At 55.0% G+C, this 15,775-nt stretch carries 13 protein-coding genes; 11 read left to right on the top strand and 2 right to left on the bottom strand.

Features of this window, described 5'->3' with window-relative positions; translation table 11 throughout:
* Positions 1-46 precede the first annotated feature (46 nt).
* The 5 genes from clpP to DU506_RS03255 all read left to right on the top strand — a co-directional run bounded on the left by clpP (position 47) and on the right by DU506_RS03255 (position 6,974).
* Complete coding sequence (clpP, locus tag DU506_RS03275) at positions 47-664, top strand: ATP-dependent Clp endopeptidase proteolytic subunit ClpP (protein WP_114485525.1); 618 nt, start codon at positions 47-49, stop codon at positions 662-664.
* Between the two features lie 74 nt (positions 665-738).
* Entirely contained in the window at positions 739-2,019 is a 1,281-nt protein-coding gene (gene clpX / locus DU506_RS03270; RefSeq protein ID WP_114485524.1) for an ATP-dependent Clp protease ATP-binding subunit ClpX, read from the top strand.
* Positions 2,020-2,143: 124 nt separating this feature from the next.
* Positions 2,144-4,552: an endopeptidase La gene (lon, locus tag DU506_RS03265; protein ID WP_114485523.1), complete on the top strand. Its 2,409-nt coding sequence runs from the start codon at positions 2,144-2,146 to the stop codon at positions 4,550-4,552.
* 210 nt (positions 4,553-4,762) lie between these two features.
* Entirely contained in the window at positions 4,763-5,035 is a 273-nt protein-coding gene (locus DU506_RS03260; protein WP_114485522.1) for an HU family DNA-binding protein, read from the top strand.
* A 118-nt stretch (positions 5,036-5,153) separates the two neighbouring features.
* Positions 5,154-6,974 (top strand): SurA N-terminal domain-containing protein, encoded by a 1,821-nt coding sequence (locus DU506_RS03255; protein ID WP_114485521.1) that lies wholly within the window; start codon positions 5,154-5,156, stop codon positions 6,972-6,974.
* An 85-nt stretch (positions 6,975-7,059) separates the two neighbouring features.
* Here DU506_RS03255 and DU506_RS03250 read toward each other — a convergent pair whose 3' ends face one another.
* Together DU506_RS03250 and DU506_RS03245 are read right to left on the bottom strand one after the other, a co-directional pair.
* Positions 7,060-7,836 carry a UDP-2,3-diacylglucosamine diphosphatase gene (locus DU506_RS03250; RefSeq protein ID WP_114485520.1) on the bottom strand — a complete coding sequence of 259 codons (777 nt, stop codon included), beginning with the start codon at positions 7,834-7,836 and terminating at the stop codon, positions 7,060-7,062.
* Positions 7,837-7,849: 13 nt separating this feature from the next.
* A complete protein-coding gene (locus DU506_RS03245; RefSeq protein WP_114485519.1) occupies positions 7,850-8,374 on the bottom strand; it encodes a peptidylprolyl isomerase in 525 nt (174 codons plus the stop codon).
* Positions 8,375-8,550: 176 nt separating this feature from the next.
* Here DU506_RS03245 and DU506_RS03235 point away from each other — a divergent pair, with 176 nt between their 5' ends.
* The 6 genes from DU506_RS03235 to DU506_RS03210 all read left to right on the top strand — a co-directional run bounded on the left by DU506_RS03235 (position 8,551) and on the right by DU506_RS03210 (position 15,633).
* Positions 8,551-10,230 (top strand): glutamine--tRNA ligase/YqeY domain fusion protein, encoded by a 1,680-nt coding sequence (locus DU506_RS03235; RefSeq protein ID WP_114485517.1) that lies wholly within the window; start codon positions 8,551-8,553, stop codon positions 10,228-10,230.
* 15 nt (positions 10,231-10,245) lie between these two features.
* Entirely contained in the window at positions 10,246-11,658 is a 1,413-nt protein-coding gene (cysS, locus tag DU506_RS03230; RefSeq protein WP_114485516.1) for a cysteine--tRNA ligase, read from the top strand.
* A 124-nt stretch (positions 11,659-11,782) separates the two neighbouring features.
* Entirely contained in the window at positions 11,783-12,694 is a 912-nt protein-coding gene (gene osmF / locus DU506_RS03225) for a glycine betaine ABC transporter substrate-binding protein OsmF (RefSeq protein WP_114485515.1), read from the top strand.
* Positions 12,694-13,905 (top strand): ABC transporter permease, encoded by a 1,212-nt coding sequence (locus tag DU506_RS03220; protein ID WP_114485514.1) that lies wholly within the window; start codon positions 12,694-12,696, stop codon positions 13,903-13,905. Before osmF ends, DU506_RS03220 begins: the two co-directional genes overlap by 1 nt.
* The gene (locus tag DU506_RS03215) at positions 13,902-14,867 is read left to right on the top strand and encodes an ABC transporter ATP-binding protein (RefSeq protein WP_114485513.1); all 966 of its coding nucleotides are present in this window, start codon (positions 13,902-13,904) and stop codon (positions 14,865-14,867) included. The genes DU506_RS03220 and DU506_RS03215 overlap by 4 nt, the downstream gene beginning before the upstream one ends.
* The gene (locus DU506_RS03210) at positions 14,851-15,633 is read left to right on the top strand and encodes an ABC transporter permease (protein ID WP_114485512.1); all 783 of its coding nucleotides are present in this window, start codon (positions 14,851-14,853) and stop codon (positions 15,631-15,633) included. The genes DU506_RS03215 and DU506_RS03210 overlap by 17 nt, the downstream gene beginning before the upstream one ends.
* The last annotated feature ends 142 nt before the right edge of the window (positions 15,634-15,775 follow it).

Here is a 15,775-nt window from a genome sequence, read left to right as displayed (position 1 = left end):
ACCTCGTGGGTGCGCCTTCCCCTTATCGGACGCAAGGAATCACTTAATGAGTGAGTTTGATATTCAAAATGCCGGTGGCCTAGTGCCCATGGTGGTCGAGCAAAGCGCCCGAGGTGAAAGAGCCTACGATATTTATTCACGTCTGCTCAAAGAGCGGGTGATCTTTCTTGTTGGGCCGGTAGAAGACTACATGGCTAACCTGATCGTGGCACAGCTGCTTTTCCTGGAATCGGAAAACCCGGATAAAGACATTCACTTGTATATTAACTCGCCGGGTGGGGGCGTGACTGCAGGTATGGCCATTTACGATACCATGCAGTTCATCAAGCCCGACGTTTCCACGGTTTGTATCGGTCAGGCGGCCAGTATGGGTGCATTATTACTGGCGGGTGGTGCCCCAGAGAAGCGCTTCTGTCTGTCGAATTCACGCATGATGATTCATCAGCCCTTGGGCGGTTATCAAGGTCAGGCATCGGATATCGAAATTCATACCCGCGAAATTCTGGGCATTCGTGATCGCCTGAACCAGATCCTGGCTCACCATACCGGCCAGGACATCGAGACTGTGTCACGTGACACGGATCGCGACAATTTCATGAGCGCGGAACAAGCCAGAGAATATGGTTTGATAGATGCGGTACTGGATAAGCGACCCACATCCTGATAGCGTGAGGAAACTCCGCTTTTCCAACCAGCTTTTTCGGTGGCACAAGCCACCGCAGTGACAGAGGTACGCGAATGGCCGACGGCAAAGGCAAGGACGAAGGCGGCAAGCTGCTGTATTGCTCGTTCTGCGGCAAGAACCAGAACGAAGTACGCAAGCTAATTGCAGGCCCGTCCGTGTATATCTGCGATGAGTGTGTCGACTTGTGTAATGACATCATTCGCGAGGAAGTTCTCGAAGCCGATGCCGAGAGCGATGAAGAGCGTCTGCCTACACCTCGCGAGATACGTCATACGCTGGACGATTACGTGATCGGCCAGGACCGCGCCAAGATGGTGCTGTCCGTGGCGGTCTACAATCACTACAAACGACTGCGCAGCGGTGTCAAAGAGAGTGATGTCGAGCTTGGTAAGTCCAATATTCTCTTGATCGGCCCCACGGGTAGCGGCAAGACGTTATTGGCGGAAACAATGGCACGTTTGCTGAATGTGCCGTTTACCATTGCCGATGCCACTACCCTGACGGAAGCCGGGTATGTCGGCGAAGACGTCGAAAATATCATTCAGAAGCTGTTGCAGAAGTGCGACTACGACGTCGAAAAGGCTGAGCGCGGTATCGTCTATATCGATGAAATCGACAAGATTTCACGTAAGTCAGATAACCCCTCCATTACTCGTGACGTATCCGGGGAAGGGGTGCAGCAAGCGCTTCTCAAGCTTATCGAAGGCACGACCGCCTCCGTTCCGCCACAAGGTGGCCGAAAGCACCCGCAGCAGGAATTTGTCCAGGTTCATACCGGCAAAATTTTGTTCATTGTCGGCGGTGCCTTTGCCGGGCTGGAAAAAGTAATTCGGGACCGCGCTGAGAAAGGCGGGATCGGTTTCAATGCCAGCGTGAAAAGCAAGGAATCATCGCGGGGTGTGGGAGAGCTGTTGGCCGATGTCGAGCCGGACGATTTGGTCAAGTTTGGCCTGATTCCTGAGTTTGTCGGACGCTTGCCGGTGATTGCGACCTTGACGGAGTTAAGTGAAGACGCCTTGGTGCAAATTCTGACCGAGCCCAAGAACTCCCTGGTCAAGCAGTATGCCAAGTTGTTCGAGATGGAAGATGTCACCCTTGAGTTTCGTGAAGATGCCTTGCGTGCCGTAGCCATCAAGGCGATGGAGCGCAAGACGGGAGCTCGTGGGTTGCGCTCGATCCTCGAATCGGTATTGCTGGACACCATGTATGAAATTCCTTCTCTGGAAGGTGTCAGCAAGGTGGTTATTGATGCCTCGGTCATTGCAGGGGAAAGTGAGCCGCTGCTGGTGTACGCGCAGCAGGAAGAAGAGCGGGTTGACGGCACTGATGGCTGAAGCTGGTGTACTCAGTTCGGCCTAGCTTTAACCGCTTGTGCCATATCAAGGGGTCGCCTAGGCGACCCCTTGCTGTTAGCTAGCATTTTCAAGTACCCATCCGATTTGTTGAGGAACGTCTGCGATGCAGCAGAACGCCGAACAGACACAATGTCTGCCCCTTTTGCCGTTGCGGGATGTGGTCGTATACCCGCAAATGGTCATACCGCTTTTTGTCGGTCGTGAAAAATCGATCCAGGCCCTGGAAGCTGCCATGGCAGCTGACAAGCGTGTCCTGCTCGTCGCTCAACGAGAAGCAGCGCAAGATGAACCGGATAACGCGGACCTGTACGCCATAGGAACCGTTGCCGACATCATGCAGTTGCTGAAACTACCTGATGGCACTGTCAAGGTGCTAATTGAAGGCAGTTTCCGTGCCGATGTGCTGGATATCGAAGAAAATGCCGAAGGATACACCCAGGCTCACCTGGTGGCGCGTGACAGTCATCCGCTGACCAGCCGTGAGCAGGAAGCCTTGGTGCGCGTATTGCTCAACCAATTCGAGCAATACGTCAAACTATCCAAGAAAGTACCTAATGAAGTGTTGAATTCATTGGCCGGCATCGAAGACCCAAGCCGCCTGGTGGATACCATCTGTGCCCACTTGTCGCTCAAGATCGGCGATAAGCAGGAATTGCTCGAGATGGATCGGGTACGTGATCGTATCGAACACTTGATGGCGCTTATTGAGTCGGAAATCGACCTGCTTCAAGTCGAGAAACGCATCCGCTCGCGCGTGAAAGAGCAGATGGAAAAGACTCAGCGGGAGTACTATCTCAATGAGCAGATGAAAGCCATCCAGAAAGAAATGGGTGAGCTGGAAAATGTGCCCAATGAGGCTGAAAAGTACGAACAGGCCATCCAGGAAGCGGGGATGCCCAAAGACGCCGCAGAAAAGGCCACTCAGGAGCTCAACAAGCTCAAGATGATGGCGACTAACTCTGCCGAGGCGACGGTGGTGCGTACCTATCTGGATTGGCTGGTATCCGTGCCTTGGAAAAAGCGCACTCGCGTCAAGCATGACCTGATCAAGGCGCAAAAGGTACTGGATGAAGACCATTATGGCCTGGATGAGGTCAAGGCCCGCATTCTTGAATACTTGGCGGTGCAAAAGCGTGTACGTAAGCTCAAGGGGCCTGTGTTGTGCCTGGTGGGTCCGCCCGGGGTAGGCAAGACTTCCCTGGGGCAGTCCATCGCTCGTGCGACCAACCGCAAGTATGTTCGCCTGGCGTTGGGCGGTGTTCGCGATGAATCGGAGATTCGCGGGCATCGGCGCACTTACATCGGCTCACTGCCGGGTAAGCTGATGCAGCGCATGACGCGTGCCGGCGTGAAAAATCCGCTCTTCTTGTTGGATGAAGTGGATAAGCTGGGCATGGATCACCGTGGCGACCCTGCTTCGGCATTGCTTGAAGTACTCGACCCGGAGCAGAACGATAGTTTCAGTGATCACTATCTCGAACTTGATTACGATCTCTCGGAAACCCTGTTCATCTGCACCGCCAATTCGATGAATATACCGGGACCGCTGCTGGATCGCATGGAGGTCATTCGGCTGCCGGGCTATACCGAGGATGAAAAGCTGGCGATTGCTAAGCGTTACCTGCTTCCCAAGCAGCTTGAAGCCAATGGTCTGAAAAAAGACGAATTAAGTCTCGAAGACAGCGCTCTGCTCGAACTGATTCGATATTATTCCCGTGAAGCCGGGGTTCGTGAACTTGAGCGTCAGATTGCCAAGGTCTGCCGTAAAGTGCTACGTGAGCGTCTCGAGCGTGAGCGTGACAAGGGTGACCTGACTCCTCAAGTGCTGGGTGCGGAACAGATTGAAGCTTATGCCGGTGTTCGCCGCTACAGCTACGGTTTGGCGGATCAGGAGGATCAGGTAGGCCGCGTGACGGGACTTGCCTGGACCTCTGTGGGAGGTGAGCTTCTGTATATCGAGTCGGTAGTGACGCCTGGAAAGGGACGTCTCAACAAAACCGGTTCATTGGGCGATGTGATGAAGGAGTCGGTCAGTGCTGCCCAGACGGTGGTGCGTGCCAGAGCGTTGAGCTATGGGATCGATCCAGAGCGCTTCGAGCATGAAGACCTGCATATCCACGTACCTGAAGGTGCGACGCCTAAGGATGGACCGAGTGCCGGCGTGGCCATGGTGACGGCTATGGTCTCGGCATATACGGGCCGCCCGGTGCGCTGTGACGTGGCCATGACCGGAGAAGTCAATCTGAGAGGGGAGGTATTACCTATCGGTGGGCTCAAGGAGAAATTGCTGGCGGCGCGTCGCGGTGGTATAAAGACGGTCTTGATTCCAGAGGAAAATCGTCGCGATCTCAAGGAAATACCCGATAATATCAAGGAAGCATTGGATATTCGTCCGGTACGATGGGTCGACGATGTTCTGGCGGTTGCGTTAGTTGAAAAAAACATGGATAGCCATGGAACTTCCGGTACCGAGGAAGTGTTTTCTTCTAAAGCAGTTGCGAGCACTCATTAGCGCTTTTTTCAAGAGATCTTTAGCTAAAGTTCTTTGTGTGAATGATTGAGATATAAGTGCCCAAAGCCTTGTGTGGCGGGCATTCCACGGCATGTTTTCTTGACAGACGTTTCACCGCATTGCTATAAAATGCAGCTATGCTGTGATCGCCACGTCGTCCGATTGTCATGCCGTTCAGAGCCATTTTTTGAAACAGTCAAGGGGTGAAGTGTGAATAAGTCCGAGCTGATTGAAGCCATTGCTGCATCTGCCGATATACCCAAAGCAGCAGCAACCCGCGCATTGGATGCCATGGTGGAGTCCGTCACCGATAGCCTCAAGAAAGGCGACAGTGTTTCACTGGTAGGCTTTGGTACTTTCACCATCAAGGAGCGGGCAGCACGTACCGGCCGCAATCCGCAAACCGGACAACCGATTGAAATCAGCGCGGCCAAGGTGCCAAGCTTCAAGGCTGGCAAGGCGTTGAAAGACGCCGTCAACTAATTGCGTACCTGTCGTCATGACTTTCATGGGCGCATCGCTTTTAGCGATGCGCCCATGTTATTTATTGGCCTGAGGTTGTCAGGTTTGTCACGTTTGGCTGTGTTTGTCCGAGGCTAGTATGCTGCAAAGTATTCGAGACCGCTCCAGAAGCTGGGGCGCCAAGATCATTATCGGTGTCGTGGTGGCTGCCATGGCACTTTTCGGCGTGGAATCTCTGTTTGGCTTGTTTGGCAGTGACCCTGAAGAGGTTGCCAGCGTCAACGGCCAGCCGATCATGCGTCAGCAGGTGGAATTGGAGGTGCAGCGAGCCCTTCGTTCGGGGCAGGTGCCGCCGGAGCAAGAGCGCGAGCTGCGCAATCAGGTGTTGAATCAGCTGATTACCGAACGTTTGCTCAGACAATATGCTGAAGAAGGCGGCTTGCATGTATCCGACGAGCAGCTGGATCAGCTGATTGTTAGTCTGCCCGAATTTCAGGATCAAAGCGGTCGCTTTTCCCAGGAGCTGTTCCGCAATCGTTTGGCGAGCGCTGGCTATACACCGCTATCGTTTCGCGATGAATTACGGGTCGACATCAAGCGCCAGCAACTCCAGCAAGGGCTGGCATTCAGTGAGTTCAGCTTGTCCAGTGAGCAGGAGCGACTTGCTGAGCTGCAGCGTCAGCAGCGCAGTTTCCGCTATGTGACACTCACGCCCGAGCAGCTCGAAGAAACGCCCTCGGTCAGTGAGGCGGATCTTCAGGCGTATTATCAAGATAATGCGGAACTCTTTCAGCGCCCGGAACAAGTTCGCCTGGCGTATGTGCTGATTGATCGCGAAGCGATGGCAGAAGATATCGAGGTCAGCGAGGAGCAGTTGCGTCGGGCCTGGCGTGAACAGACGGCAGACGCCGACCGTCGCGTCTCGCATGTCATGGTAACGTTCAATGACGAGCGCAATCGTGAACAAGCGCTTGAAAAGATTGAAACAGCGCGTGAGCAGTTAGCGGAAGGTGAGTCGTTCAGTGATGTGGCAGCCAGGCACTCAGATGATACGACCACTGCCGAAAACGGGGGTGACCTTGGGATTATCAGCCGCGGCTTTTTCGGTGATGCCTTCGATGAAGCCGCGTTTGGGCTGGATGAGGGAGAAGTCTCCGATGTGGTGGAGATGGACGGTGCCTTACACCTGCTCAAGGTAACCGAGCTTGAGCGGCCCGCGTTTGAAACCATGCGCGAGACGTTGCATCGTGAGCTTGCCTTGGGCCAGGTGCGCGATGATTTCAACCAGAAGGTTCAGCGGCTTATCGATGAAAGTTTTGCCGCCGATGATCTGACAAGCGTTGCCGATGACCTTGGGCTGACCTTGCACGAAAGCGAATGGTTGGCGCGTAATGAAGGGGAAGGCGTGTTGTCTGAGCCCGGGGTCATGGAAGAGGCGTTCAGTGAGGACGTGCTGGAAGAAGGCTACAACAGCGAGGTCATCGAGCTGGATGAAGATCGGCGTATGGTGTTGCGTGTAGCTGAACACCGTGATGCCACCCAGCTGCCCTTGGAGGATGTTCGCTCGGAAGTGCATGAGGCAGTCAGCGTTGAGAAACAGCAACAGGCTCTGCGTGAACAGGCCGAAGCCCACATCAAGGCGTTACGCCAAGGTGAGTCCCTGTCGCTCGATTGGCAGCAAGTTGAAGATGTCGGTCGCCAAACTGATAGCCAAGTGCCTCAAGCGGTGATTCAGGCGGCATTTCGTATGGCGCGTCCTGAGCAGGGTGAATCTCGATATGCCCATGTCGAGATGCCCAGTGGTGTTGCGGTGATCGCACTGGAAAGCGTAAGCACCGGTGACGTGGATGAACAGGTGGAAACCTTCGTCTCACAAATGGCCGAGCAGCTACGCGCCCAAGGTGTGATTCAGGGCTTGCTCGATGATTTACGTCGGGAGGCGGACATCGAACGGCGCTGAACTAAAAAAGCATCGGCATCGGGGATAGGTTCCTCAATGTCGATGCCTGTAGTGCGTTCTTATAGGCAGTTTTCCGTAAAGATACTCATTGAGGTGGTTCCTGCAACGGGAACTGCCTCAATTGCGGTTCAGGATGAGCGTTTTCAAAACCGTCAATCACAATATCCCAGCCGTATTCACGACTCCAGTCTCCCAGTACATAGCGCTTAGCCGGTACGCCATCCACGCTCAAGGCATGTACTTGAGGGCGGTGAGTATGGCCGTGGATCATGCTGGCCACTCCGTAATGAGCCATGCTATCGACCACCTCTTCGTGGGTGACATCCATGATAGCTTCGGTCTTATCGGCATTAGCTTCACCGGATTGCAGGCGCAGGCTCTTGGCCAGTTCCAGGCGTTGGTCCAGCGGCAAGGCCAGTATCTGAGCCTGCCAGGCGGGATTGCGCGCCTGCTCACGAAAAGCCATATAAGCTTCATCCCGGGTGCATAAGCTGTCCCCGTGAAGCAGCAGCAAGGGAATGCCTTGCAGTTCCATATAGGCCGAATCTTGAAGCAAGGTGGCACCACAGGCTTGGATGAAACGATCGCCTAGCAAGAAATCACGATTGCCATGCATCAGGAAGACTCGAGTACCGTTATCAGTCAGCTCACGCAAGCCATGAATCACTTCATGGGCTATATCGGCGAGTGGCAGACCGGCCTGGTCAAGAAGGTCATCGCCGATCCAGGCGTCGAATAAATCTCCCAGGATGAATAACGATTCCGCGCCGGAGGCGGTCTGTTGCAAATAACGCAGGAACCCCTGAGTGATCTCAGGGGCATCAGTGTTAAGGTGCAGGTCGGAGATGAAAAGGGTGCGCATAAGATCTCCGGGGTTATTCGGCTTGTCCGGCCCCGTTGGCATCATCTTCTTTTACATAAGCGCGTTCGATGATGACGTCATCGGCGGGAACATCCGCATGCATGCCACGACGAGTCGTCTTGACCGAACGGATCGCGTCCACCACGTCCATGCCGTCGACAACTTTGCCGAACACCGTATAGCCCCAGCCCTGTAGGCTCTTGCCGCTATGATCCAGGAAGCTGTTATCGTTGACGTTGATAAAGAACTGGGCGGTGGCGGAGTGAGGGTCTTGGGTGCGTGCCATGGCAAGTGTGCCTTGGGTGTTCTTGAGGCCATTGTCGGCTTCGCTTTCGATAGCGTCGCGTGTCGGCTTCTGGTTGAAGTCCTTGTCGAACCCGCCGCCCTGAACCATGAAGCCGTCGATGACACGATGAAACAGCGTATTGTCGTAGAAGCCGTCGCGAACATATTGCTCAAAGTTGGCGGCAGTCACGGGGGCTTTTTCATGATTGAGTGCGATGGTGATATCGCCATAATTGGTCTGTAGTACGATCATCGATAAATTCCTGTTCAATAAAGGCATTCGCCTTGGCGCTGTGTAGGGGCGTCACGTTATAATAGCGGTTTTGCCTTGAACCGCGAAGTCCGCCATTGTCGAACACTCCTGACATATCGTCCAGCCGGACAACTGGCACGCCATTCACTACGAGCCATGAGGTTTTTGACATAACCATGACCACCGATACCACTGCTGCGCCGAATTTCATTCGCAACCAGATACGTGAAGAAATCGAGGCCGGTAAGGTCACGAAGATCGTCACGCGTTTTCCGCCGGAGCCCAACGGCTTCTTGCATATCGGACATGCCAAGTCGATTTGCTTGAATTTCGGCTTGGCCGAGCAGTTCGGTGGTGACTGTCACCTGCGTTTTGATGATACCAACCCGGCCAAGGAAGAGCAGGCCTACATCGATGCGATCAAGGAAGACGTGAAATGGCTAGGCTTCGAATGGGCCGGGGACGTGCGCTTTGCCTCTGATTATTTCGATCAGCTATACGTCTGGGCGCAACACTTGATCCGTGAAGGCAAGGCCTACGTGGACGATCTTTCCCCCGATGAAATTCGTGAATATCGCGGCACCCTGACCGAACCGGGTAAGCCGAGCCCTTATCGTGAGCGCAGTGCCGAGGAAAACCTCGACTTGCTTGAGCGTATGCGCGTCGGAGAATTTGCCGAAGGCGGGAAAGTGTTGCGCGCCAAGATCGATATGGCCGCGCCCAATATCAATTTGCGCGACCCGATTCTTTATCGTGTACGTCATGCGCATCATCATCAAACCGGGGATGCCTGGAAAATTTATCCCTCCTATGATTTCACGCATGGTCAATCCGATGCACTGGAGGGCGTCACGCATTCGGTGTGTACGCTGGAATTTGAAGACCATCGCCCATTGTATGAATGGTTTCTCGATAACCTGCCGGTACCGGCTCGGCCACGCCAGATCGAATTTGCCAGGCTCAACCTGAATTACACCCTGACCTCCAAGCGCAAGCTCAAGCTGCTGGTGGATAAAAATATCGTGGATGGCTGGGATGACCCACGCCTGCCGACGATCTCGGGGATGCGTCGCCGAGGCTACACCCCCGCCTCGATTCGCAAGTTCTGTGACATGATCGGCGTGACCCGTGCCGATGGTGGCTTGGTGGATATCGCCATGCTGACCCATGCGATTCGTTCGGACCTTGAAGATAACGCCCAGCGAGCCATGTGCGTGCTCAAACCATTGAAAGTGGTCTTGACCAACGTGGCGGAAGACCATGAAGACGTCTACGAAGTACCGGGTCATCCCGCTCGAGAAGATATGGCGGTACGCCAGGTGCCGTTCAATCGGGAACTCTGGATCGACGCCGATGATTTCATGGAAGAACCGCCCAAGAAATTCTTCCGCCTGGCGCCTGGAAAGGAAGTCCGTCTGCGTAACAGCTATGTGATTCGCTGCGATGAAGTGATCAAGGATGATGCCGGCGAGATACAGGAATTGCGTTGCTCGGTGGATTTCGACACCTTGGGTAAAAATCCTGAAGGTCGCAAGGTCAAAGGGGTGATTCATTGGGTCAGCGCCAAGCATGGTGTGCCCATGGAAGTGCGGCTGTACGACAATTTGTTCATGGTGGAACAGCCGGACCGTGACAAGGACGCGGATTTTCTTGAGCACCTCAATCCAGACTCCCTGACGGTCTGTCAGGCCATCGGTGAGCCAAGCTTGGCCGAGGCGTTGCCCGAATCACGCTTCCAGTTCGAGCGGGTAGGCTATTTTTGCGCCGATCGCCACGACTGCCTCAATGGCAAGTTAGTGTTCAACCGGACGGTGGGTCTCAAGGATAGCTGGGCCAAGATCAAGAAGAAGGGCTGAGAGGGGTAACGCAGTATGCAAATTTACAATACGTTGACGCGACGCAAGGAACCCTTCACACCCATTGAACCGGGCAAGGTGCGCATGTATGTGTGCGGCATGACCGTTTACGACTACTGTCACCTGGGCCATGCCCGGGTCATGGTGGCGTTCGATGTCATCTCGCGTTACTTGCGTCAGCGTGGCTTCGACGTGACCTATGTGCGCAATATCACTGATATTGACGACAAAATTCTCAAGCGGGCAAGCGACAACCAGGAAAGTATCACGGCGCTCACCGAGCGTATGATCGAGGCGATGCATGAAGACGAAGCACGCCTGAGCGTGCTGCCGCCGGATATGGAGCCGCGAGCCACCGGCTATATCGGTGACATCATCGCCATGGTTGAAACATTAATCGCCAAGGAGTTTGCTTACGCAGCGGATAACGGCGATGTCTATTATCGGGTTCGCAAGTTCGAAGGTTACGGCAAGCTGAATAACCGCGACTTGGATGCCATGCGCTCGGGAGCGCGTGTCGAAGTTGACACCCACAAGGAGGATCCGCTGGATTTCGTGCTATGGAAAGCCGCCAAACCTGGCGAAGCCAGTTGGTCGTCGCCTTGGGGGGACGGGCGTCCCGGCTGGCATATTGAATGCTCGGCGATGTCCACCTGCTGTTTAGGGGATACGTTCGATATCCACGGAGGCGGGCCCGATCTTACGTTTCCGCATCACGAAAACGAGATCGCGCAAAGTGAAGCCGCCACAGGCAAGACCTACGTGCATACCTGGATGCATGCCGGTGCCGTGCGAATCAATCACGAGAAAATGTCCAAATCGCTGGGTAATTTCTTCACCATCCGCGAAGTGCTGGCGCATCATGATCCGGAAGTGGTGCGCTACTTACTGGTGGCCAGCCACTATCGCAGCCCGATCAACTATACCCCGGAATCGCTGTCGGATGCGCGCAAATCCCTGGAGCGTTTCTATAACGCTCTTGAAGGAGTGGCGCTGGAAACCCCCCAGGCCGAAGACAAAGACTTGTCGTCGCGCTTTTGCGAGCGATTCGGTGCTTCCATGGACGATGACTTCAATACCCCGGAAGCGCTTTCCGTCATGTTCGACCTTGCCCGCGAACTGAACCGCGCAAAAAAGGAAGATCCGGAAAATGCCCCGATGCTGGCTTTCGAGCTCAAGCGTTTGGGGGGAATACTGGGGTTGCTGCAACAGGACCCGGAAGTCTTTCTCAAAGGACAACCGGCGGGACTCTCTTTGCCCGAGAAAGAAATCGAAGCCAGGATCGTCGCGCGCGCCGAGGCCAAGAAAGCCAAGGATTTTGCCAAGGCGGATGCAATACGCGATGAGCTCGCCGCCCAAGGTATCGTGCTCAAGGATTCTCGTGAAGGCACCACCTGGGTGGTGGAAGCGCCCGACGCAAGCGCCTGATACAAGCGCCTGTCGCAAGTGCACTGATACAAGTGCTGATAGATATGCTTGCCACAGGAAGTCTGACATCAACGCATTCGGCTCTTATACTCGAATGACATCCCACAGCCTAAGGTGACTTGCCATGTTGTTTTACGCCAAGCCATTGACCTCTCTCTTTGCAATCACGGCGTTGAGTGTTGCATTTGCTCATGCCGAGGAACCCGTGTCGGTATCTTCCAAGATCGATACCGAAGGCGCCGTGTTGGGAGAATTGATTCTTCAGACCCTGGAGCGAGGCGGTATACCCACTCAAAATCGGCTGCAGCTAGGGGGAACCAGCGTGGTAAGGGGCGCGCTGATGGCGGGAGAAATAGATATCTACCCGGAGTACACCGGTAACGGGGCTTTTTTCTTCGACATGACCGGCAGCGATATCTGGCATGACGCTGACCAGGCCTATGAGGCTGTGCGTGAGCAAGATACTGAAAATGGTCTGGTCTGGTTGACACCCGCCGATGCCAATAACACTTGGGCGATAAGCGTGCGTGGCGAGCTGGCGCGGGAACACGACTTGCAAACGCTCGAAGACCTGGGGACCTATCTTGAAGAGGATGGTGAGTTCAAGCTTGCCGCCAGTGCCGAATTCGTCGAGTCGGAGCAGGCGCTGCCGGCATTCCAGCAGGCATATGGCTTCGAGTTGGGGCCGGATCAACTCTTGGTTCTTTCCGGAGGTAACACGGCGGCCACCATGCGTGCGGCGGCCCAGCAGACCAGTGGGGTCAATGCTGCGATGACCTACGGCACAGACGGTGGCCTCAAGGCGTTGGATCTGGTCGTGCTGGAAGATTCTCTCGGCGTACAACCGGTTTACCAGCCGGCGCCGGTGGTGCGTGAAAGCACGTTGGAACGTTATCCCGAGATCGAAACCCTCCTGGAAGCAGTGTTTGTAACGCTCGATCTTGAAACCCTGCAGTCATTGAATGCCGACGTGGCAGTCAATGGCCTGCCTCCCGCCCAGGTAGCGACTGAGTATCTCGATAACGTGAGTCGCTAATGTCATTGAAGGACGCCATGCCGGTCGAGAAGGGCCGGCTTTCCTGGTTTTCGCCTAACTGGGTGCTACTGCTACTGAGCACCATTGCACTCGGTGCTTTTTTCGGGCTGGAAACCGCCAGTGTGGCGCCCAATCGAATCGTTTCCGGTACGGGGTACCTTGTGTTTAGTGCCTTGGGTTGGCAGGGTGCTTTGCTAGGGATGGTGCTGATCCTGGCGCTGATTGGCTTCAGTTGCATTGCTGAATGTCAGGAATACCGTGACGCCTATAAGGCAATGCTGGTAATTGTCATGGCGCTACTGGCTTTAATGCCTTTTGCCTTGATGGTTGCCACTTCCCGGTTAGTGGATAGCGACTTGCCCCAGGCGCGACTGGGGATTGGCGCGGGTTTCTGGGTGACGCTTTTCGTCTTGCTCTTGGCTTTGGTCGAGCTTCGCACACGCTTGGCGTTGGCGCGCATATGGAGCTGGAGCCTGCTGTTACCCATCGGCCTGTTATGGTGGCTATGCCTGAGTCTGTGGCTTGAACCCTTGGCATTGATGCGCGAATACCACAGCCGCAGTGAGCAATTTTCCGAGGCCTTCCGCCAGCATCTTGAACTGGTAGGCACGGCGGTAGGCGTCAGTCTGATGCTAGGCATGGGGCTGGCCCTGCTCATGCGCCGCTACCCAAGGAGCCAAAAAGCCGCCTTCGCCATCCTCAATTTCTTGCAAACCATTCCCAGTCTGGCGTTGTTCGGCCTGCTGCTTGCACCTCTCGCCTGGCTTGCCGCCAATCTTCCGCTAGCGGCCTCGCTGGGTATCAGTGGTATCGGCTGGGCACCCGCCTTGGTGGCGTTGGTGGCTTATAGCTTGTTGCCCATGGTACGAAATACTTTTATTGCCCTTGAGGAGGTCAGCCCGGCGGTGATCGATGCCGCTTACGGTATGGGCATGGATACGCGGCAGGTGTTTTTGCAAGTGCGCTTGCCGTTGGCTTTGCCGGTAATGCTTGAAGGGGTGCGTATCACCACCGTACAGGCCATCGGGCTTACCACTGTTGCGGCACTGATCGGTGCCGGTGGCTTTGGTACCTTTGTTTTTCAAGGGCTGGGACAGGCGGCAATGGACATGGTCCTGCTAGGTGCATTACCCATTTTATTGATGGCTTCTGTGGCAGATGCCTTGCTGGGTGCTGTCAGTGATTTCTTGCGCCCAGGAGGGGCGAAATGATTGAACTTTCCCATGTCACCAAACGCTTTGGCGATGAGATGGCCGTGGATGATGTTTCGTTCAAGGTCGCCAAAGGTGAATTTTGTGCCTTGGTCGGCACCTCGGGCTGCGGCAAGTCCACCACATTGCGCATGATCAACCGGTTGCTTGAGCACAGCGAAGGAGAAATTTTGCTGGACGGGCAGCCAATCCGCGATTTCGATGCCGTCCAGCTGCGCAGGCGGATCGGCTATGTCATCCAAAGCACCGGCTTGTTTCCGCACTGGACGGTAGCCCGTAATATTGGTCTGGTGCCTCGTTTGTTGAAATGGCCGAGTACAAAAGTACATTCACGTGTCGAGCAACTCATGCACTTGTTGGGGTTGCCCGTGGGAGAATTTGCACACAAGTTCCCACATCAGCTCTCGGGTGGACAAGCGCAGCGGGTCGGCGTGGCCCGGGCCTTGGCGGCGGATCCCGATATTCTACTGATGGATGAGCCATTCGGCGCGCTTGACCCCATCACCCGGGAAAAACTCCAGGAAGAGCTTCGCGCACTGCAATCTCGCTTGCATAAAACCATCGTTTTCGTCACTCATGACATCGATGAAGCTCTGCAACTGGCTAATCATCTGGTCGTCATGCGTGCCGGACGGGTGGTGCAACAAGGAACGCCGCTGGAGTTATTGCACCACCCAGCAGATAAGTTCGTCGAATCCATGTTGGGAGGTGTCGAAAGAGGCTTGAAGCAGGCAGGGCTGACTCGTGTGGCGGATCATATGCTGCCGCTCAGTCCTACCTTGCCCGCCCAGTCCCGTGTGCCCAGCAGCATGTCGCTACGCCAGGCGTTATCCGTGATGTTGCGTGATCACACCGAACGCCTGACGGTGGTAGACCCCCATGATATGCCGGTGGGTGAGCTTTCGATGCGCAAGCTGATCCGTGAGCCCAAGGCGGATCAAGGTCATGACCGTGAACACTAGGGCCGCAACCCAGGCCTCCCGCTCGCCATGGCAAATAGGTATTCCTCTGGTATGGCTATTGCTGTTATGGCTTGCGGTTACGGGTATGGCTCAGCTGGAAGGTTTTTTCCGTTTGTTCGAGCCGGATGTTCGCAGCGTGATTTATAGCCGCGTCGATTTCAGCCTGCTGTTGGGGCGTCATCTGTTCGTGGTGGCCATTGCCGCCCTGGTTACCATCACGCTTGGCTTGGCCTCGGGCATTGCTGTAACCCGAAAGAAGGGTCGAGACTTTCTGCCACTGGTTTCCCAGTTAGCCTCGATGGGCCAGACATTTCCTCCGGTAGCCGTGCTGGCGCTGGCGGTGCCGGTACTAGGCTTTGGCACCTTGCCGATTATTGTCGCCTTGATGCTTTATGGGTTATTGCCGATCGTGCGCAATACGCTGACCGGTTTGCAGGAAGTGGATGTCGGCATCAAGGAAGCCGCCCGTGCGATGGGAATGACCAGCGGGCAGATCTTGCGTCAGGTAGAGCTGCCCATGGCGGCACCGGTGATTATGGCGGGTATTCGTACTTCCGTGACGATCAATATCGCGACGGCGGCGCTGGGGGCAACGGTCGGTGCGAGTAATCTGGGTGATCCCATTATTGCCGGTATCGTCAACGGCAATACCGCCTATGTGGTGCAAGGCGCGCTATTGATCGGCTTGTTGGCCCTGAGCGTGGACAGTACCTTCGAACAGGTGCAACGCCGATTGAAGGCTGACGAATCCCCACGAAATAAGTAATTAAATCATAGCGATATAATTGAAAAGACCTGCATGGGTCGGCATGTTGTTAATCGCCAAACCAACAAGATGCCAAAGGAGACCCATGCAGGCCCCTCAATTCTTGCATAATCTGCTGACCTCATCACTCCCCGCGATCCAT

Origin of the sequence: Vreelandella rituensis (assembly GCF_003336665.1) — a bacterium.
GTDB lineage: Bacteria > Pseudomonadota > Gammaproteobacteria > Pseudomonadales > Halomonadaceae > Vreelandella > Vreelandella rituensis.
Note: the sequence above shows the minus strand (reverse complement) of the source record. Positions and strands in the feature narration are given on the sequence as shown.

What these genes read in the sequence shown, in the direction of transcription:
- cysS (WP_114485516.1), top strand. Translation starts at nt 10,246, where the DNA reads ATGCAAATTTACAATACGTTGACGCGACGCAAGGAACCCTTCACACCC.
- DU506_RS03210 (WP_114485512.1), top strand. Translation starts at nt 14,851, where the DNA reads ATGACCGTGAACACTAGGGCCGCAACCCAGGCCTCCCGCTCGCCATGG.
- DU506_RS03235 (WP_114485517.1), top strand. Translation starts at nt 8,551, where the DNA reads ATGACCACCGATACCACTGCTGCGCCGAATTTCATTCGCAACCAGATA.
- DU506_RS03250 (WP_114485520.1), bottom strand. Translation starts at nt 7,836, where the DNA reads ATGCGCACCCTTTTCATCTCCGACCTGCACCTTAACACTGATGCCCCT.
- DU506_RS03255 (WP_114485521.1), top strand. Translation starts at nt 5,154, where the DNA reads ATGCTGCAAAGTATTCGAGACCGCTCCAGAAGCTGGGGCGCCAAGATC.
- lon (WP_114485523.1), top strand. Translation starts at nt 2,144, where the DNA reads ATGCAGCAGAACGCCGAACAGACACAATGTCTGCCCCTTTTGCCGTTG.
- clpP (WP_114485525.1), top strand. Translation starts at nt 47, where the DNA reads ATGAGTGAGTTTGATATTCAAAATGCCGGTGGCCTAGTGCCCATGGTG.
- clpX (WP_114485524.1), top strand. Translation starts at nt 739, where the DNA reads ATGGCCGACGGCAAAGGCAAGGACGAAGGCGGCAAGCTGCTGTATTGC.
- DU506_RS03220 (WP_114485514.1), top strand. Translation starts at nt 12,694, where the DNA reads ATGTCATTGAAGGACGCCATGCCGGTCGAGAAGGGCCGGCTTTCCTGG.
- DU506_RS03215 (WP_114485513.1), top strand. Translation starts at nt 13,902, where the DNA reads ATGATTGAACTTTCCCATGTCACCAAACGCTTTGGCGATGAGATGGCC.
- DU506_RS03245 (WP_114485519.1), bottom strand. Translation starts at nt 8,374, where the DNA reads ATGATCGTACTACAGACCAATTATGGCGATATCACCATCGCACTCAAT.
- osmF (WP_114485515.1), top strand. Translation starts at nt 11,783, where the DNA reads ATGTTGTTTTACGCCAAGCCATTGACCTCTCTCTTTGCAATCACGGCG.